This is a genomic window from Kluyvera sp. Awk 3, from assembly GCF_028069715.1.
GTDB lineage: Bacteria > Pseudomonadota > Gammaproteobacteria > Enterobacterales > Enterobacteriaceae > Kluyvera > Kluyvera georgiana_A.
The window spans coordinates 1-17,357 of the sequence record NZ_JANEWH010000100.1 but is presented as its reverse complement, the minus strand read 5'-3'; the positions used below and the strand labels follow the sequence as shown (position 1 = coordinate 17,357).

General features: G+C 57.9%; 17 protein-coding genes and 1 pseudogene. 10 read left to right on the top strand and 8 right to left on the bottom strand.

The features are described 5' to 3' along the window. Positions 1 to 672: 672 nt before the first annotated feature. Positions 673 to 1,644, bottom strand: a complete 972-nt coding sequence (locus NNN71_RS18100; RefSeq protein ID WP_271459054.1) for a PDR/VanB family oxidoreductase — start codon at positions 1,642 to 1,644, stop codon at positions 673 to 675. Positions 1,645 to 1,657: 13 nt separating this feature from the next. Beyond that, complete coding sequence (hpxD, locus tag NNN71_RS18095; protein ID WP_271459053.1) at positions 1,658 to 2,695, bottom strand: molybdenum cofactor-independent xanthine hydroxylase subunit HpxD; 1,038 nt, start codon at positions 2,693 to 2,695, stop codon at positions 1,658 to 1,660. Positions 2,696 to 2,818: 123 nt separating this feature from the next. On the opposite strand from hpxD, the gene hpxR reads away from it, so the two are divergent. Beyond that, positions 2,819 to 3,727, top strand: coding sequence for a LysR family hpxDE operon transcriptional regulator HpxR (gene hpxR, locus NNN71_RS18090; RefSeq protein ID WP_271459052.1), 909 nt, complete (start codon positions 2,819 to 2,821; stop codon positions 3,725 to 3,727). Positions 3,728 to 3,744: 17 nt separating this feature from the next. Here hpxR and hpxO read toward each other — a convergent pair whose 3' ends face one another. After that, positions 3,745 to 4,899 (bottom strand): FAD-dependent urate hydroxylase HpxO, encoded by a 1,155-nt coding sequence (hpxO, locus tag NNN71_RS18085; protein ID WP_271459051.1) that lies wholly within the window; start codon positions 4,897 to 4,899, stop codon positions 3,745 to 3,747. A gap of 345 nt (positions 4,900 to 5,244) precedes the next feature. Here hpxO and NNN71_RS18080 point away from each other — a divergent pair, with 345 nt between their 5' ends. The 3 genes from NNN71_RS18080 to uraH are packed head-to-tail and all read left to right on the top strand — an operon-like array spanning position 5,245 to position 7,428. Continuing rightward, the gene (locus NNN71_RS18080) at positions 5,245 to 6,627 is read left to right on the top strand and encodes a nucleobase:cation symporter-2 family protein (protein ID WP_271459050.1); all 1,383 of its coding nucleotides are present in this window, start codon (positions 5,245 to 5,247) and stop codon (positions 6,625 to 6,627) included. After that, on the top strand, positions 6,605 to 7,105 hold the full coding sequence (gene uraD / locus NNN71_RS18075) for a 2-oxo-4-hydroxy-4-carboxy-5-ureidoimidazoline decarboxylase (RefSeq protein WP_271459049.1): 501 nt from the start codon (positions 6,605 to 6,607) through the stop codon (positions 7,103 to 7,105). Before NNN71_RS18080 ends, uraD begins: the two co-directional genes overlap by 23 nt. After that, positions 7,102 to 7,428, top strand: coding sequence for a hydroxyisourate hydrolase (gene uraH / locus NNN71_RS18070; protein WP_249023156.1), 327 nt, complete (start codon positions 7,102 to 7,104; stop codon positions 7,426 to 7,428). The genes uraD and uraH overlap by 4 nt, the downstream gene beginning before the upstream one ends. A 45-nt stretch (positions 7,429 to 7,473) precedes the next feature. On the opposite strand, the gene guaD is transcribed toward uraH, so the two are convergent. After that, positions 7,474 to 8,793: a guanine deaminase gene (guaD, locus tag NNN71_RS18065; protein ID WP_271459055.1), complete on the bottom strand. Its 1,320-nt coding sequence runs from the start codon at positions 8,791 to 8,793 to the stop codon at positions 7,474 to 7,476. A gap of 104 nt (positions 8,794 to 8,897) precedes the next feature. Then, positions 8,898 to 10,385 carry an NCS1 family nucleobase:cation symporter-1 gene (locus NNN71_RS18060; protein ID WP_271459048.1) on the bottom strand — a complete coding sequence of 496 codons (1,488 nt, stop codon included), beginning with the start codon at positions 10,383 to 10,385 and terminating at the stop codon, positions 8,898 to 8,900. A gap of 144 nt (positions 10,386 to 10,529) precedes the next feature. Here NNN71_RS18060 and NNN71_RS18055 point away from each other — a divergent pair, with 144 nt between their 5' ends. The 3 genes and pseudogenes from NNN71_RS18055 (at position 10,530) to puuE (ending at position 12,935) form a co-directional block, all read left to right on the top strand. Further along, a complete protein-coding gene (locus tag NNN71_RS18055) occupies positions 10,530 to 11,246 on the top strand; it encodes a GntR family transcriptional regulator (protein WP_271459047.1) in 717 nt (238 codons plus the stop codon). Beyond that, a pseudogene (gene hpxA, locus NNN71_RS18050) lies at positions 11,246 to 12,118 on the top strand (allantoin racemase). Before NNN71_RS18055 ends, hpxA begins: the two are co-directional and overlap by 1 nt. Then, the gene (puuE, locus tag NNN71_RS18045; RefSeq protein WP_271459046.1) at positions 12,003 to 12,935 is read left to right on the top strand and encodes an allantoinase PuuE; all 933 of its coding nucleotides are present in this window, start codon (positions 12,003 to 12,005) and stop codon (positions 12,933 to 12,935) included. The pseudogene hpxA and the gene puuE overlap by 116 nt, the downstream one beginning before the upstream one ends. Before the next feature lie 40 nt (positions 12,936 to 12,975). Here the strand turns inward: puuE and hpxZ are convergent, their stop codons facing one another. From hpxZ to hpxX, 3 genes are read right to left on the bottom strand one after another with little or no spacing between them, the layout of a single operon-like run. After that, positions 12,976 to 13,362, bottom strand: coding sequence for an oxalurate catabolism protein HpxZ (hpxZ, locus tag NNN71_RS18040; protein WP_065356721.1), 387 nt, complete (start codon positions 13,360 to 13,362; stop codon positions 12,976 to 12,978). Then, positions 13,359 to 14,756 (bottom strand): AtzE family amidohydrolase, encoded by a 1,398-nt coding sequence (locus tag NNN71_RS18035; protein WP_271459045.1) that lies wholly within the window; start codon positions 14,754 to 14,756, stop codon positions 13,359 to 13,361. The genes hpxZ and NNN71_RS18035 overlap by 4 nt, the downstream gene beginning before the upstream one ends. Continuing rightward, positions 14,753 to 14,941: an oxalurate catabolism protein HpxX gene (hpxX, locus tag NNN71_RS18030; RefSeq protein ID WP_271459044.1), complete on the bottom strand. Its 189-nt coding sequence runs from the start codon at positions 14,939 to 14,941 to the stop codon at positions 14,753 to 14,755. Before hpxX ends, NNN71_RS18035 begins: the two co-directional genes overlap by 4 nt. 198 nt (positions 14,942 to 15,139) lie before the next feature. On the opposite strand from hpxX, the gene hpxU reads away from it, so the two are divergent. The 3 genes from hpxU to NNN71_RS18015 form a co-directional block, all read left to right on the top strand. Beyond that, a complete protein-coding gene (gene hpxU / locus NNN71_RS18025) occupies positions 15,140 to 15,979 on the top strand; it encodes a MurR/RpiR family transcriptional regulator HpxU (protein WP_271459043.1) in 840 nt (279 codons plus the stop codon). A gap of 213 nt (positions 15,980 to 16,192) precedes the next feature. Further along, on the top strand, positions 16,193 to 16,978 hold the full coding sequence (locus NNN71_RS18020; RefSeq protein WP_271459042.1) for a transporter substrate-binding domain-containing protein: 786 nt from the start codon (positions 16,193 to 16,195) through the stop codon (positions 16,976 to 16,978). Between the two features lie 9 nt (positions 16,979 to 16,987). After that, positions 16,988 to 17,357 (top strand): ABC transporter permease subunit (locus NNN71_RS18015; protein WP_271459041.1); only part of this gene is annotated, 370 nt, incomplete at its 3' end.

Sequence of the window (17,357 nt, the reverse complement as noted above, 5' to 3'; positions counted from 1 at the left end):
TTGTATATTCGAATGAAAGCCGAAGATGTGGGTTACGGAGAGAACATTTTTTTTGAAACGATGGACCATAAAGGGGGAGATAAAATCGCCTGGAGGACATTGGCTAACAGAAGGCGGGAACGTAATAAATTGACATAAATATCAAGCCTGGCAGCCTATTACGATTTTGTGCGGAGTAGTGATGTACTTCACGTTTTATCAGGGGGATAGTCAGGGAATTTGAGTGATTATGCAGAGGGTGGCTGAAAGTATTCTTTCATAATCCGTTTACTAGTACAAAAGTATCCGCATTTCTCGCAACAGTTTCGTAAAGAAAGGTAAGATTGTGTGTCGTGAAAGGTGTCATAAAAATATGCGTAGTTTGACTGGGATCAATTAAGCGTGAAGGTATACATTGCTTTAAATGAGAACAGGAACATGATTATCATTTGGAAATCAATCATTAGCATGAAAAGCAGTGCGAATATCGTTAAATTTATCGTATTTCCTGTTTTTATTTTGTATTGAAATTGTGGTTTTTGATTGCGTGATTGATTATTCATTTTAGATACCGTTTTTTAGCGAAGCAGAATCATATAACCACGTTATTGGGCCCTATAATTCGCGGCATAAACTAAGCGATATTGTTGGAGAACAGGCATCATGACGTTTTACGCTTCATTATCTGCCTGACTACAAATCAATGCACAAATTGGCCGACCGACTGCGCGAGCAGCACAGGGCAATTTGCTGGCTACTGGCCGATTTCTCCGCCGCCGACTGCACAGAATCACGGTGGTCGACAATGCCCTCCACAACCGGCGTCAGGCAAGCGCCGCAGATCCCCATTTCGCAGGAAAGCGGAACCGCTACGCCGTTCTCCTGGAGCACCTGAGCGATGGTTTTATTCGCGGGCACCGGCCAGCGTTCGCCCGACGAGGCCAGCGTCACATTAAAGGTTTCACCGTTCTCCTCCGCGCTGATGGAGGGGGCCAGCGGTTGAAACGCTTCACTGCGAATTTGCGCTGGCGACCAGCCTTTTTCCACGGCGACCCTCCGCGCGGCCGCCATGAAACCTTCCGGCCCACAGAGATAGATTGGCTGACCGGGCTCGACTCCCTCCAGCGCTTGCGCCAGATGCTGGCGGGCGCTGTCTCCTTCCTGGGAGCAGTGAATCGCGAATTGTTCTGCGCCGAATTGCTGCCGCAGTTCGCGAACAAACGCGCCCTGGGCGCGATTTTTCAGATAATAGTGCAGCCTAAACGGTACCCCCTCCGCATTCAGACGTATCGCCATCGCATACAGCGGCGTGATGCCTATCCCGGCGGCCAGCAGCGTCACCTGCTCCAGCGCCTGGAGTGGAAACAGGTTGCGCGGAGGCGAAATCAGTAGCGTCTGTCCGGGGCGTAGCTGCTGGTGGATATAACGCGAGCCGCCGCGTGACGTATTTTCCTGCGCTACGCAAATCAGATAGCCGTCGTTGGCGCTTCCTGCGCCGGTGAGCGAATACTGGCGGATAATCCCGCAGGGCAGGTGCACGTCGATATGCGCACCGGGCTGCCAGGCGGGCAGCGCCTGGCCGTTTTCAGCGACCAGTCGGATCGCCAGATTCTGTTCTCCCTGACGCCAGAGACCCTCAACGACCACCTTTAAGACATCATTCATTCTGGTTCTCCATTTAGACGAGGAAAAAGTCACCGAAGCCCATTTTCTTCAACCCACGGCGGTAGGCGATGGAGCTACGGTCGGCGGGAATATGCGCTTCGAGGGTTAAATCCAGCGGCAGTTTCTCAGGCCGCTGGCTCTCAACCATCAGCCGGTCCTCCTCAAACACGCGCAGGTTAAAGGCGTGCACGTCTTCCACCGGCACATGCAGGTCGAAGTTACGGGCGATGGGCGCAAACATGCGGGTGACGCGCGCGGAAACCGGCGAGGCGGCATTCATAATCACCAGCCTGGCGTCACCGGGAAAATGAATCGTCAGGGTGGCGGTAAACGGCAGATGCATCTCGAAATGACGCAGCCAGCGGAAGCCTTCCGGGGCGCGAAAATCGGCGCTGGCGGGATAGTTGCCCACCGAGCTCCAGTAATCGGCGATGAAACCGAACGTCGTCTCCTGAGGGCTGTAGTCGGGCACCAGCTGATTTTCCGGATCGGCGAAGGTGTCGGTATGGATCCAGGCGAAATGCGCGACATCGAGAAAGCCTTCCACCTGGCGGCCCGCAAAGCCGTTGACCTCAAAGGCCGGGCAGTTGATCTGCTGAAATCCCTCGTCATACCAGTGCGGCATGACCGGCAACGGCTGTGGATTTTCCGGGTCGAAGGCCAGACAGGTCCAGATCAGCCCATAGCGTTCTTCCACCGCAAAATGGGTGAGATTGAGTTTTGCCGGTACCGGTTGGTCGGGGCTGGAAGGGATGCGGTTGCAGCGGCCATCTTCACCGAAGCGCAGGCCGTGGTACGGGCAGACGATCCCTTCTTCATCATGAAAGCCCAGCGTCAACGGCACGCCGCGATGGGGGCAGGCATCGCGTGCCACCACGACCTGGCCCTTTATACGATAGATAACCAACGGCTCATCAAGCAGGGTGGCTTTCACCGGGGCCGGGCCAATGTCGCAGGCGCGGGCGACCGGGTGCCAGCATTGCGCCAGGCGCAGCCAATCCTCAGGTTCAAAGCTGCAATGGGCGGGTGGGGCGATAGACGGTTGGTGCATGGCGTTCTCCGGCTCACAAAAATAACTGTTTAATTGTTGTGAGATTATTGTTGCCATATTAGGGTGTTGACATCCATCACCATTAATTCACTTAACCGTTGCAAAAAAGAGAACAGGTAAAGGATGAGTCCATTTTCACGATTTGCACTCTATTTTGTTGAAGTGGCGCGCTGCGGCAGCCTGCGGCGCGCGGCAGAAAAACTGCATATTTCCGCCTCCGCCATTAACCGACAAATCCTGCAGGCCGAAGAGACGTTCGGTACGCCGTTGTTTGAGCGCCTGCCGGAAGGGCTGCGCATGACCACTGCTGGCGAACTGCTGTACGATAATCTGCTGCGTTGGCAAAAGGAGTTTCATCTCACGCGACAAAAGTTTGATGAGCTACAGGGGTTAAAGCGCGGCAACGTCAGCGTGGGAATGGTGCAGGCGCTGGCAGAGGGGAGTTTTGCCGCCGCGCTGGCGGATATCATTACCGACTGGCCGTGGTTGGAGTTAAACCTGCAGGTCTCCGATAGCCACACCGTCAGCCAGAAGGTGCGCCAGGCTGATCTCGACTTTGGCCTGATTCTCGACCCGGAAGGTCAGGCCGGGCTAAGCGTGCTGGCGTTTGCCGAGCTGGCGATGGGCGTCGTGATGCGCCCGGATCATCCGCTGGCGTACGCCGAAAACGTATCTTTGGGCCAGCTCAGCGAAGAGCGACATATTGTGCCCGGCGCGCCGTTGATTGTGCATGAACGGGTGGCGATGCTCTATCGGCAGCACGATTTGTTTCCGGCCAACAGCATTGGCTGCAACGATATCCGGCTGATTAAATCGCTGGTACTGAAAGGCAGCGGCGTGACGATCCTCAGCCGGCTTGACGTGCTGGATGAGGTCAAACAAGGTCTGCTGGCGTTTGTTCCGCTGCGCAATAAGCAGCTGAGACCGCTTACGCTGGCCTTATGTACCGCCCCTTCACGCCAGCTTTCGCGTCCGGCGCAAAGGGTGATTCAGAAGCTCACTGCGGTGATGGAGGCGATGCAGACAAGCTGAAGGAGCCGCTGGCCCGGTTAGCCTAACGGGCCGCCCTGAATGGTTTCGCACAGGCCGTTAATAATGCGCTCACCGGTTTCGGTTTTTAACTCCTCATACCAGGCCTGCGTTTGCAGCATATTTTTGCCGTGAGTGACGTCGCAGCGCTTACGCGCCTTCAACACCAGATCGCGCACCCGGTCGCAGCGCTGCGCTTCGTACTGATGCAGCGTGCTGACGATGTCGCGGCTGTGGCGGAACAGATCGCCGAGAACAACCGCGTCTTCCAGCGCCGCGCAACCACCCTGGCCGATATCCGGCGTGGTGCTGTGTCCGGCATCACCGAGCAGGGCCACTTTGCCGCGCACCAGCCGGTCAAACGGTTCGATATCATGAATTTCAATGCGGTTGGTGGTCTGCGGATCCAGGGCGGCAATCAGCTTCTGCACCGGCGGTGCCCAACCGCTGAAGTAGCGGTGCAGATCGGCGCGCAGGGTACTGCGATCTTCGGCAAGCCCCGGCGGTAGCGGGACATCGAAGAAAAAGTAGAAGCGGCCAGCGGAAACCGGCATCAGCGAGACGCGTTTTCCCTCGCCAACAAAGGTGGTCCATTGATTGCCCGGCGCAATCTCCTCATCAATGTCGACCAGACCGTTCCAGTTCACATAGCCCGCGTAACGGCGTTCGGGGGTATAGCCCAGCACCCAGGGGCGCAGCGCCGAATGGCTCCCGTCAGCGGCAATCAGAAAGTCGCCTTCAGCCTGGGTGCCGTCGGTAAACCAGACGCGGACGCCGTCGTCATCTTCTTCGCAGCGGACAACGCGTTTGCCGAACTGCACGGCGTCGCGGCCCCAGAAGTCGAGCATTTCACGCTGCAATTCGGCGCGGGAAACCGGGCAGGGACGGCCACCGGTGCGTGCCACCAGCGGCGCAAGGCTGAACTGGGTGAGGGTTTCACCGCGCAGATACTCCTTATAAGCCAGAAAATGCATCGGGCCGCCGTAGTTTTCAATAATCTCGCCCATCCCCAGATGCTGCATGCACTTCACTCCGTTCGGCCAGATGGAAATGGCCGCGCCGACCGGCTTAATTTCTTTTACCGCTTCAAAAACGTCACATTCGATTCCCGCATTTTTCAGCGCGACCGCCGCGCTCAGCCCGCCAATTCCACCGCCAATGATCAATGCTTTCATTTACATCTCCTTTACCTGTGTCGTGAAGGCATTCAGCAATTTGCGTACCACAATGGCGAAGACGCGGATTTGGCGGGTTTGCGGGGGAAGTGGGCAATGGCTTGCACAGAATGGGTGCATATTGGCGTTTTTGTTGCCTTTTTGTGAATCAATAATTTCTACATTGGCTTAATGGAATCGAAAGTTTCACCACCTTGCCCTCGCTGGCTTCGGGAGATCATGGGAATGTATTTTTTATATCTCATTGTAAATAATGAAAAAGATTAAATGTTGCGAAAGTGTAATTGGTTTTGGCCTGTTTTATGCAGTAGCCACTGCACGCTTACTCGCAATGGATGAACGATCATGTCAGATGAAAAGAACGGGGGTTTACTGTACGGCCTTGAGCAGCGCATTCCGCCGCTTCCGGCCTTTTTCAGCGCGTTGCAGCACGTGCTTGCCGGTCTGGTGGGTATTATCACGCCGCCGTTGATTATCGGCGCGACCTTAGGATTGGGGGAATGGCTACCCTATTTGATCAGTATGTCTTTGCTGGCTTCGGGGATCGGCACCTTTTTGCAATCTAACCGGGTGTGGGGGATTGGCGCCGGAATGATCTGTATGCAAGGCACCAGCTTTGCGTTTCTCGGGGTCGCCATTGCCGGCGGTATGTGGGTTAAAGGGCAGGGCGGCACGCCGCAGGACATTATGGCCATGCTGTTTGGCGTCAACTTTGTTGCTGCGCTGGTGCCTTGCATTGTCAGTCGTTTTATCGAACCGCTGAAGCGCATTTTTACGCCAGTGATTACCGGCAGCGTGATTGCGCTGATTGGCATCAGCCTGATTAAAGTCAGCATTATTAACTGGTGCGGCGGCGAGCAGGCAAAAGCGTTTGGCAGCATGAGCAATATTACGCTGGGGGCGGTAACGCTGGCGACGATTGTGCTGCTGAGCTGCCTGAAAAACCGCTGGCTGCGGCTCTCTTCCGTGGTCATCGGCATTGCCGTTGGCTGCCTGGCCGCGGCGCTGAGCGGGATGTTCCAGCTGAAAGGCGTGGGCGAGGTCTGGTTCCGTCTGCCGCAGCTGTTCCCGTTCGGTTTCCAGTTCAACGGCGCGATTTTCTTACCGATTGCGCTGGTTTCGCTGGTCTGTATTCTGGAGGCTGTTGGTGACCTGACGGCAAACTGCCTGATCTCACAGCAGTCCATTGACGATGGCGCCTTCCGTTCGCGGCTGAAGGGCGGCATTCTGGCCGATGGGATAAGCTGCATGGTGGCGGCGATGCTGTGCGCGTTCCCTAACACCACGTTTGCGCAAAACAACGGCGTGATTCAGATGACCGGCGTCGCCAGCCGCTACGTTGGGCGTTACATTGGGGCTATCTTAATTCTGCTCGGCCTGTTCCCGCCGTTTGGCGAAATCCTGCGTCAGATTCCGGCGCCGGTATTAGGCGGCGCGACGATGGTTATGTTCGGTTGCGTCGTGGCGGCGGGAATTCGCATTATCACCCAGAAACCGCTGACACGCCGCGATATGCTGATTGTTGGGCTGGCATTTGGTTTTGGTCTGGGGATTGAAGCCGTACCGGCGTTTCTGGCCCACTTCCCGCCGATGGTGGAGAACTTGTTTGGTTCTGCCGCTACCAGCGGCGGTCTGGTGGCGATTGTCCTCAATCTGATTATTCCTGAAGAGAAAGCCCCGCAGGAGAGCACCACAAGGAGCCGCGATGATCGCGCTGAATCACTTTAATCAATTAAGCGGCACGGAGGCCGCTTCACTGTTAGCACCTTGCGTTGCCATTCCTGGCTGGGCCGCCACGCTGGCCGCCGGGCGACCCTGGCGCTCACGTGAGCAGCTATTCAATACCGCGCAGCAGTTGATGGAGAACTGGGGTGAAGCCGAACTGGCGCAGGCCCTAAGCGCCCATCCGCGCATCGGCGAGAAACCCACGGGCGAACAGGCGCACGCGGCGCTGTCACGCCAGGAACAGGGGAATGTGGACGATCGCGATGCACAGCTTGCACAGGCGCTGAAAGCGGGCAACGCCCGCTACGAAGCGCGCTTTGGTCGGGTGTTTTTAATTCGCGCCAAAGGGCGCAGCGGGGAAGACATTTTAGCGGCGCTGACGCGGCGTTTGCAAAACAGCGAGCGCGATGAGGCGCAGGAAGCCTTAGCGCAGCTGCGTGAAATTACGTTATTAAGACTGGAAGGAGTAATTGGCGAATGAGTACCTTGAGCACGCATATTCTGGATGTCTCGACCGGCCAACCGGCGCAGGGCGTCAGGGTGACGCTGGCGCGGGATGGCGCCGCGATTGCCCATGGCGTGACCGATGAGCATGGACGTATTGGCGCACTCAACGACGGGCCGCTGACGGCGGGAAACTATCGGCTGACGGCGGAAATCGGCGACTGGTTCGCCGCCCGCGGGCGCGAGACACTGTACCTGAGTGCGCAAATCGATTTTGTTATCCGCGAGGCGGCGGACGATCACTACCATCTGCCGTTTTTAATTGCCCCAGGCGGTTGGTCCACCTATCGCGGTAGCTGATGCTGAGCCTGTTTTCCCGGCGTCGCGAATGACGCCGGGAGCGGATTATTCCTCTGCTGCATTCCCCCACACGCGTTCGCCGTTGACCCATGTTTCACTGATATTGCGTTCATCCCCCAACGTCATCAGGACAAACAGCTGTTCATAGATATCTTTGCACCGTTCGCTGCGCAGCCGCTGTAGCGGCGTCACCGCCGGATCGATGACCACGAAATCGGCCTCTTTACCGGGGTGAAAATTACCAATGTGATCATCCAGACGCAGGGCGCGCGCGCCGCCAAGCGTGGCATGGTAAAACGCTTCGCTGGCGCGCAGACGATAGCTCTGGAGCTGGCTGACTTTGTAGGCCTCACCCAGCGTTCGCAGCATGCTGAAGGTGGTACCTGCCCCCACATCGCTGCCGATACCCATACGCACCTGTTGATGCCAGCAGGTTGGCAGGCGGAACAGGCCGCTGCCCAGAAACAGATTTGACGTCGGGCAAAACGCCACCGCCGAACCGGTATCGTGCAGACACTGCCACTCCGCGTCCGCGAGGTGAATGGCGTGGGCAAACACGCTGCGTGGGCCGGTTAACTGGTAGTGATGGTAGACGTCGAGGTAGTGTTCATGCTCCGGCCACAGGTTTTTGACCCAGGCGATTTCGTTGAGGTTTTCGCTCAGATGGGTGTGCAGCCAGGTGTCCGGAAACTCTTCGCGCAGTTGCTGTACCGCCGCCAGCAGAGCGGGCGTGGAGGTTGGCGCGAAGCGCGGCGTAATGGCATAGCCCAGGCGGCCACGCTGGTGCCAGCGTTGTATCAGCTCGCGGGTCTGCCGATAGCTCTGTTCCGCGCTTTCGCTGAGATACTCCGGCGCGTGGCGATCCATCATCACCTTTCCGGCCAGCAGACGCATATTCAGACGCAGCGCTTCGCTAAACAGCGCATCCACCGACTCCGGGTGCAGGGTACAAAATACCAGCGCGGTAGTGGTGCCGTGGCTGAGCAGTTGGCTCACAAAAAAGCGGGCGATCCCGGCGGCATAGTCGGCATCGGCAAACTGGCGTTCGACGGGAAAAGTATAGGTGGTCAGCCACTCAAGCAGCTGTTCGCCGAAAGCCCCGATCATTTCCGTTTGCGGATAGTGGACGTGGGCATCGACAAAGCCCGGCAGCAGCAGCTTACCGCGCAGGTCGCGATAGCCCGTTAGCGGATGCAGATATTGCTCGGCTTCCTGCCAGGGTAGCAGCGCGTGAATGCGGCCATCGCGCAGAAAAAGCACGCCATCGTCCAGATAGCGGGCGTGGCTGGCGATATCGTCCGCGCTGTCGGCGACAGCGGCGATATCAAAAAAGGCGCCGCGCAGGGCGACGGAGTAGTCAATCATCATAGCTGCCTTGTGGATGCGCGAAGGAAGAGAAGAAATCAGCAAGATTAATGCCAGTTTGCGGGAAAGTACGCCGCGACAGGGTGTCGCGGCGTAGGTATCCATTACTCTTTCTGGGCGAGGGCGTTAAAGCTGGCCGGTGCGGCGACACGCTCGTCGCGGGCAATCCAGCGATAGGCCGCGCCGCTCAGGAAGACGCCGATAAACCAGCTAAAGTTTGCCACTTCGTGCAGTGCAGGAATAAAGCTGATGACCAGGCCGATGGCGACGGAAGGCACCAGCGCCGCAATCGCCTTCGGGTTAAAGCCGTTGCGGTACCAGTATTTGCCCTTCGGCGTATCGTCGAACAGATCGTTAACCGATACCTGGCCGCGTTTGATGAGGTAGAAGTCGACGATCAGAATGCCAAACAGTGGCCCGATAAACGCCCCCAGCACGTCGAGGGTGTAGTGAATCAGCTCCGGCGAGTTAAACAGATTCCACGGCGTCAGCAGGATGGAACCCACGGCGGCGATCATCCCGCCGGTGCGGAAGCTGATTTTCTGCGGTGAACAGTTCGAGAAATCAAACGCCGGCGAGACAAAGTTGGCCACGATGTTGATGCCGATAGTGGCCGTAATCATGGTCAGCAGGCCAATGGCCACCGCCAGGTCGTTGCCGACGCGGCTGACGGTTTCAATCGGGTCGGTGATCATGCGGCCAAACAGCGACTGGGTGCCGGAGACAATCACTACCGTGACGATAGAAAACAGCAGGAAGTTGAACGGCAGACCCCAGCGGTTGCCGCGGCGAATCTCGCCCATGCTTTTACCGTAGCGCGAGAAATCACCAAAGTTGAGCAGCGGGCCGGAGAAGTAGGAGACCACCAGCGCAGTCGCGGTAATCATCTGCCAGGTTTGCTCCCCGGCGCTTAGCGATTTGCTGGCCAGCGTAAAGGAGATACCGTCAAAACCGGTTTTGTATACAATCCAGCCGGCCAGCCCCAGCATCACCACGTAGACCGCCGGCCCCGCGATATCGATAAAGCGTTTGATGGCGTTCATCCCGTGCCAGAAGACCATCGCCTGCAGCAGCCACATGGTCGCGAAACAGAGCCAGCCCAGATGCGACAGGCCAAGGAAGCTGGCTTCGGTCAGCGCCGACAGCGACGGCCAGAACTTCAGCATCACCAGCATCAGCGCGTTGGCCGCCAGATAGGTCTGAATGCCATACCACGCGAAGGCGATAAGCCCGCGGATCACCGCCGGAATATTGGCGCCGAAAACACCGAACGCCTGGCGACAAATCACCGCATAAGGCACGCCCGCCATCTGGCTGGGTTTGGCGACCAGGTTGGCGCACAGCTGAACGATACAAATGCCCACTAACAGGCACAGCAGCACCTGCCAGCTTGCCAGCCCCAGCGTAAAGAAGCTCGCCGCGACCACGTAGCCCCCCATGCTGTGCACGTCCGACATCCAGAATGAAAAGATGTTGTACCAGTTCCAGTTCTGATCGCGCGTCGGCGCCAGATCCTCATTACAAAGCCGTGGGCTGTATCCAGCGTGGGGATCAGCGGCCTTAACCTGATGCGTATTTTGTGTATTTGGCATGAAACCTGCTCCTGTTAATCAAAACCCATTGAGATGAACTGCTGAGGCTGTTGCAGGAATTGGGCCAAAATGTTTAATTTTGTATGCAAGAAATGAAGTTTATGTATACGATTCGATGTCGAAAAGTAAAAACCGGAGTGGTTAATGAACAACCCTTATCTCGCCCAGGCCGCGCCAGCTCTGCATGACAAAGACGAATCCATCTATCAGGCGCTGATGACCGCGATTGTCGAGCATCAACTGCCACCGGGGAGCAAACTGCCGGAAGAAGCGCTGGCTGAGGTGTTTGGCGTGAGTCGCACCGGGATCCGAAAAGTGCTGCAACGACTCGCCACTGTGCAAATGGTCACATTAGCGCCCAAACGTGGTGCGCAGGTGGCCAGCCCGACGGTTGAAGAGTCTCAGGAGATCTTCCGGACTCGCGCGCTGCTGGAGGTGGCTAATTTGCCGGATGTGCTGGCCCGCTGCCAGCCGCCGCATCTGGCCGCGCTGGAGGCCATTACTCGTCAGGAACAGCAGGCCCACGAGCGCTACGACGGCCCAGCGGCGATTCGCCACTCAGCCGAGTTCCACATTCATCTGCAGGCCATTTCCGGTAATCAGGTGCTGACCGGGATGGTGACCCATCTGAGCCAGCGCTCTTCATTAGTGATTGCCGCATGGGGCTCGCCCTGGCGGCAGGGCTGCCGCTGTGACGATCATGAAAAGTTGATTGAACTGCTGCGGGATAAAGCCTTACAGCCCTTGAGTGATGCTCTGATGCACCATTTTGAACATATCGTCGCCAGCCTTTGCTTTGAGCGTTCTGGCGTCACCTTGCCTGATTTTGCCCGGTTATTTGCCGGTTATAAGGAGTCATGATGCCCGCCGTTCGTATACAAGTGATCAACCCCAACACCAGCCTCGCGATGACCGAGACCATCGGGGCCGCCGCCCGGGCGGTTGCCGCGCCTGGAACCGAAATTCTGGCGGTCTGCCCCAGCGCGGGCGTGCCGTCCATTGAGGGGCATTTTGATGAGGCGATTGCTGCCGTTGGCGTGCTGGAACAAATCAAAGCCGGTCGTCAGCAGGGTGTGGATGGCCACGTGATTGCCTGCTTCGGCGATCCGGGGCTTCTGGCGGCGCGCGAGCTGGCGCAGGGGCCGGTGGTGGGGATTGCCGAAGCGGCAATGCATATGGCGACGCTGGTGGCGACTCGCTTTTCCATCGTTACCACGCTGCCGCGCACCTTAATTATCGCCCGCCATCTGCTGCATCAATACGGTTTTCACGATCGCTGCGCCGCGCTGCACGCCATCGATCTCCCGGTGCTGGCGCTGGAGGACGGCAGCGGTCTGGCGCAGGAGAAAGTTCGCGCGCGCTGTATTCAGGCATTAAAGGAAGACGGCTGCGGCGCCATTGTGCTCGGCTGCGGCGGCATGGCGGATCTGGCGCAGGAGCTGACTCGCGAACTGCGGGTGCCGGTCATCGACGGGGTGAGCGCGGCGGTCAAAATGGTCGAATCGCTGGTGGCGCTGGGACTATCGACCAGCAAGCACGGTGATTTAGCCTTCCCGGAAGCCAAGGCGCTGAGCGGGCAATTTCAGGCGTTAAATCCATTCTAATAAGAGGTAGCAGATGGCATTTCTGGCAGACGATTACCCGCGCGACCTGCGCGGCTACGCAGGACAACCGCCGCACGCGCGCTGGCCACACAACGCGCGCATCGCCGTACAGTTTGTTCTCAACTATGAGGAAGGGTCGGAAAACCACGTGCTGCACGGCGATGCCGGTTCCGAACAGTTTCTCTCGGATATTATCGGCGCGGCCAGCTACCCGGACCGCCATATGTCGATGGATTCATTGTATGAATACGGTAGCCGGGCCGGGTTCTGGCGTATTCATAACGCGTTCAGCAAGCGCGGTTTACCGTTGACGGTGTTCGGCGTCGCCATGGCGCTGGCGCGTCATCCCGATGTGGTTGAGGCAATAAAAGCAGCGAATTATGACGTGGTCAGCCACGGCTGGCGCTGGATCCACTATCAGAATATGTCCATCGAGCAGGAGCGGGAGCACCTGCATAAAGCGGTGCAGGTCTTAACCGATCTCTTCGGCAAGCCGCCTACCGGCTGGTATACCGGACGCGACAGCCCCAATACGCGTCAGCTGGTGGTGGAACACGGCGGCTTTGAGTATGACAGCGATTACTATGGCGACGATTTGCCGTTCTGGCACGAAGTGGAATGCAGCGACGGCACGCGCAAGCCGCATCTGATTGTGCCGTACACCCTGGATGCGAACGATATGCGCTTCGCCACCGCCCAGGGGTTCAATACCGCCGAGCAGTTTTATACCTACCTGAAAGATAGCTTCGATGTGCTGTATGAAGAGGGGGAAAGCGCGCCGAAAATGTTGTCCATCGGTATGCATTGCCGTCTGTTGGGGCGTCCGGGACGTTTTCGCGCGTTGCAGCGTTTTCTCGACTATATCCAGCAGCACGACGGCGTGTGGGTGTGTACGCGTCAGCAGATTGCTGACCACTGGCGGAAGACGCACCCGTTTAATCCATAAAGTCTCGCCCCTCTTCTTGCCGGGAAGAGGGGCCAATGGGTTAGCTCATCAGGCTGACCTGCGCGGCGACAATACGCCAGCCGTCGGCAAAACGAATCCAGGTTTGCTGCTGACGGCCAATGCGATCGCTGCCTTCACGTGTGAATTCGGTGCTGCATACCGCGTAATCATTGCCAAACGTGGTGATGAGGGTATTGCGCAGCGTGCGCTGTAAGCCCGCCGCGGGGCGAGCGGCGCGGAAAGCGCGGATTTCATCAATACCGTACAGGTTCTCGCCCGCCCCTAAACGGACCGTACGCGGGTCGTGCCAGAATAACGCATCCAGCACCGCCACATCGTTGCTCACCAGCGCCGCTTCGTAACGGTAAAACGCCGCGCTGACTTCGGCGTGGACCTGTGGTTGATTAATCTGTTCTGACATCATCATGCGGCTAGCTCCACGGCGCGGGACTCGGTGAGGCCCATCTCTTCCAGTACCCGCGCGACGCGCAGGCAGGCCTGTTCATTAAATGGCGCGGCAATCAGCTGCACGCCAATCGGTAGGCCGCCAGCGGTCCGCAGGGGCACGGTGACCACCGGTAGCCCGAGGAAGGAAATCGGCTGTGTCAGCATCCCCATACTGGCGCGAACAGGTAGCGCCTGGCCGTTGATTTCCATGGTTTGGTCACCAATAAGCGTTGCGCTGCACGGTGTGGCCGGGGCGATCAGCACGTCGGCATGGGCGAATAACGTCTTAAACATTTGCTGTGCGTGACGGCGGAAACGCTGCGCCTGAATATACCAGGCGGAGGGGATCATCGCCCCGGCCAGCAGACGCTCGCGGGAGTGTGGCTCAAAGCGATCCGGCTGACGACGTAGCTCCGGAAGATACTGATTTCCGCCTTCGGACGCGCTAACAATAAACGCGGCAGAACGGGCCAGCTCGGCCTGGGCAAACAGCAGTTCATCCTGCACATCGAGCGCGTGTGCGACCAGCTCGACGGCGGCACGCGCATCGTTATCGCACCAGGTGGCAAAATAGCCGCCCAGGGTGGCGCAGCGTAAACCATCCAGCCCGCGCGACAGCAGGTTCATTGTGCGATCGCTGGCTTTGTCAGCCTGAAAACCGTCGGCCGGGTCGCGCCCCTGTAACGCATCGTAGACCGCCGAGAGATCGCCAACGCTGCGGGCAAAGGGGCCAATATGATCGAGGCTGGCGACGAACGGGTGGCTGCCCGAACGCGATAAACGGCCAAAGGTCGGTTTTAAACCAAAGATCCCGCACAGCGAGGCCGGAACGCGTATGGAACCGTTGGTATCGCTGCCCAGGGAGAATGAGACCAGACCCGCCGCGACCGCTGCCGCCGAGCCGCCGGACGATCCTCCGGCGATCCGCGAGAGATCGTGCGGGTTGTGCGTGGCGCCGTAATGGCTATTTTCGGTCGTGAAACCGTAGGCGTAGGCATCCATATTCAGCATCCCCGAGAGCAACGCTCCCGCGCTGTGTAGCTGGCGTACTGCCCAGCTATCGGCGGTGGCGGCAGGGCGATCGCTGAGCAATTCGGCCCCGGCAAGCGTTGTGTGTCCAGCGACATCGAACAGATTTTTTACCGCATAGGGAACCCCGGCCAAGGCAGGGAGGGGTTTCGATTCTCGTCGTAAGGTGTCGATGTTGTCCGCTTCGGCGAGCATCCGTTTTTCACTGACATGGGTCCAGGCGTTAAGCTGTGGATTGCGCAGCGCAATCTTCTCCAGGGTGCTGCGGGCGATCTCCCTGGCACTCAGTTCACCGCTCGCCAGCGCGCGTTGAATATCATGGATGGTCATCTCTGGCAGCTTCATGCTTTATACACTCCGGCAATTTCGATACGGTCATCGAGGGGGAAATCCTGCAGCGGCGAGGCCATGGCGGCAATGCGGCTAAATTGCACTCTAAGCTCCGCGCGCCGTGTGTCGTCCAGTTCCAGCGCCAGCAGCTGTTCCATTTGGCTGAGATAAGCGTCCCAATCGGGTTGTGGTGTATTCATTATCGACTCCTCGAACATCGGTGGCGGTTCTATGCGCCTTCAAATAGCCCTGTTGTCCGCTGAGCGTTGCAAAAGCTGTTCCATGTCTGAACGTAAAGTTTCATGCCTGAACGATAGCGCGCACTTTTTGCCGAACTGGCATGCATTATGAAAGCAGTTAACGGTATAGTGCGATGAAACGAAAGTTACAGAGGTCTTATGCAACAGCTTGATGAACGACTGAAAGCGCAGTACGCGTCTTTATCGCCGCAGGAACAACGGGTGGCGGATTTTATTTTCGATCATTTTGATGACCTGATTAGCTATAACAGCGCCGAGCTGGCGCAGCTCAGCGGGGCTTCGAAGGCTACCGTTAGCCGTCTGTTCAAACGCCTGGGCTATGAGAAATACAAAGATATGCGCGATGAGCTGCGCACCCTGCGCCAGAGCGGGATGCCGCTGACCGATCACCGCGATGCGGTGCAGGGCAATACACTGCTGGCGCGCCACTACAAGCAAGAGATGGCCAACCTGACGCAGTGGGTTAACGCGCTGGATCCGCAGCAGTTCGCCGAGACGCTGCAGGCGATGGTGGCTGCCCGGCGGGTGGTGATTATCGGCATGCGTAACGCCTATCCGGCGGCGCTGCACCTGCGCCAGCAGCTCCTGCAGGCGCGTGGTCAAGTGCTGGTGCTGCCGCAGCCGGGGCAAAGTCTAAGCGAAGAGCTGGTCGATTTAAGCGCTAACGATCTGGTGGTGGTGATGGCGTTTCGCCGTCGCCCGCGTATTATTCGCCCGCTGTTGCAGCAGCTACAGCAGCGCGGTATTCCGGTACTCTTGATGTGCGAACCCCAGGCGCACGGGCTGTTTCCGCTGGCGCGCTGGCAGCTTTGTGCGCCGCTGGACAGCGTCTCGGCGTACGATAGCTACGCCTCGGTCAATAGTCTGATCAACCTGCTCGCCAACGCCTTCCTGCACGAAATTCTCGATAAAGGGCGTCCGCGTATTCACGACATTGCTTCTCTTTATCAGGATCTGGACGAACTGGAGCAACGCTAATGGGGCGCCAGCGTGGTGCTTTGCATTTTTCTGGTGCAACTTCACAATAGGGAAACGCGCTGCCGTTTCCTTTCTACTGCTCACTTCTCTCGATATTCCGGTGATTAACGGCCACTTCGTGGCTGTCCTGCTGGCGAAACACATCTGGCACATTAGTTGCAAAAGTCATTCGTAAGAATCTTTTGTTTCATGCTAACGTAACGGGTAAACATCATGAAGAAACTGTTGATCGCACTGGTCGGGGCCGCTTGTCTGTTCACCAACCTGTCGGTGGCACACGCTGACCAACTACAGGATATCGAAAAACGCGGCGTTATTCGTATTGCGGTGCCGCAGGATTTCCCGCCGTTTGGCTCCGTGGGCACCGACCTCCAGCCGCAGGGCTATGACATCGATACGGCGCGCTATCTCGCCAACGCGATGAAGCTCAAGCTACAGCTGGTGCCGGTCACCAGCGCCAACCGCGTACCGTATCTGCAGACCGATAAGGTCGATCTGGTGATTTCCAGCCTCGGGAAAAACGCCGAGCGCGAGAAGGTGATTGATTTTAGCCGTGCCTACGCGCCGTTCTTCCTTGGCGTGTTTGGCCCGAAAGGCGCTGAGCTGAAAGACCCGGCGGCGCTGAGCGGGAAAAGCGTTGGCGTGACCCGCGGCGCGGTGGAAGACATGGTGCTGAGCAGCGTAGCGCCGAAAGAGGCGCAGATTAAGCGTTATGAAGATAACAACACCACGCTGTCAGCGTATCTCTCCGGTCAGGTGCAGTATGTGGCGACCGGTAACCTGGTGGTCGCGGCTATCTCCCGGCAGAACGCCGATAAAGCGCCGGTACCCAGCTTCATGCTGAAGGATTCTCCGTGCTTTATTGGGCTGAAAAAGAACGAACCCGCGTTGAAGGCGAAAGTGGACGCGTTAATTGAAGCGGCCATGAAAGACGGCACTCTGAACGGGCTGTCTGAGAAGTGGCTGAAAGCGCCGCTGCCTGCCAACCTTGGCGCATAAGGCCGGGGCATGACGGAGCAACTTGATTTCTCTGCGCTCTGGCCGCTATGGCCGGAGCTGCTGGCGGGGCTGTGGGTGACCGTACAGCTGACGGTGCTGGCGACGACAGGTGGCCTGGCGATAGGCATCTTCGGCGCGGCCATCCGCAGCGGGCGTCCCACGTGGTACAGCCGGATATGGGGCGGGTATGTCGAACTGATTCGCAACACACCGTTTGTGGTGCAGCTGTTTTTTATCGTCTTTGGCTTGCCGAATCTGGGGCTAAAGATGACGGCAGGCGAAGCCGCGCTGCTGGCAATGATCGTCAACCTCGGCGCTTACAGCACCGAGATCGTCCGTGCCGGCATTCAGGTAACGCCAAAAGGGCAGTGGGAGGGCG

Bases quoted from the DNA above. Each gene is read 5' to 3' on its own strand.
- NNN71_RS18100 (WP_271459054.1), bottom strand. From the start codon at position 1,644: ATGAATGATGTCTTAAAGGTGGTCGTTGAGGGTCTCTGGCGTCAGGGA.
- hpxD (WP_271459053.1), bottom strand. From the start codon at position 2,695: ATGCACCAACCGTCTATCGCCCCACCCGCCCATTGCAGCTTTGAACCT.
- hpxR (WP_271459052.1), top strand. From the start codon at position 2,819: ATGAGTCCATTTTCACGATTTGCACTCTATTTTGTTGAAGTGGCGCGC.
- hpxO (WP_271459051.1), bottom strand. From the start codon at position 4,899: ATGAAAGCATTGATCATTGGCGGTGGAATTGGCGGGCTGAGCGCGGCG.
- NNN71_RS18080 (WP_271459050.1), top strand. From the start codon at position 5,245: ATGTCAGATGAAAAGAACGGGGGTTTACTGTACGGCCTTGAGCAGCGC.
- uraD (WP_271459049.1), top strand. From the start codon at position 6,605: ATGATCGCGCTGAATCACTTTAATCAATTAAGCGGCACGGAGGCCGCT.
- uraH (WP_249023156.1), top strand. From the start codon at position 7,102: ATGAGTACCTTGAGCACGCATATTCTGGATGTCTCGACCGGCCAACCG.
- guaD (WP_271459055.1), bottom strand. From the start codon at position 8,793: ATGATTGACTACTCCGTCGCCCTGCGCGGCGCCTTTTTTGATATCGCC.
- NNN71_RS18060 (WP_271459048.1), bottom strand. From the start codon at position 10,385: ATGCCAAATACACAAAATACGCATCAGGTTAAGGCCGCTGATCCCCAC.
- NNN71_RS18055 (WP_271459047.1), top strand. From the start codon at position 10,530: ATGAACAACCCTTATCTCGCCCAGGCCGCGCCAGCTCTGCATGACAAA.
- puuE (WP_271459046.1), top strand. From the start codon at position 12,003: ATGGCATTTCTGGCAGACGATTACCCGCGCGACCTGCGCGGCTACGCA.
- hpxZ (WP_065356721.1), bottom strand. From the start codon at position 13,362: ATGATGATGTCAGAACAGATTAATCAACCACAGGTCCACGCCGAAGTC.
- NNN71_RS18035 (WP_271459045.1), bottom strand. From the start codon at position 14,756: ATGAAGCTGCCAGAGATGACCATCCATGATATTCAACGCGCGCTGGCG.
- hpxX (WP_271459044.1), bottom strand. From the start codon at position 14,941: ATGAATACACCACAACCCGATTGGGACGCTTATCTCAGCCAAATGGAA.
- hpxU (WP_271459043.1), top strand. From the start codon at position 15,140: ATGCAACAGCTTGATGAACGACTGAAAGCGCAGTACGCGTCTTTATCG.
- NNN71_RS18020 (WP_271459042.1), top strand. From the start codon at position 16,193: ATGAAGAAACTGTTGATCGCACTGGTCGGGGCCGCTTGTCTGTTCACC.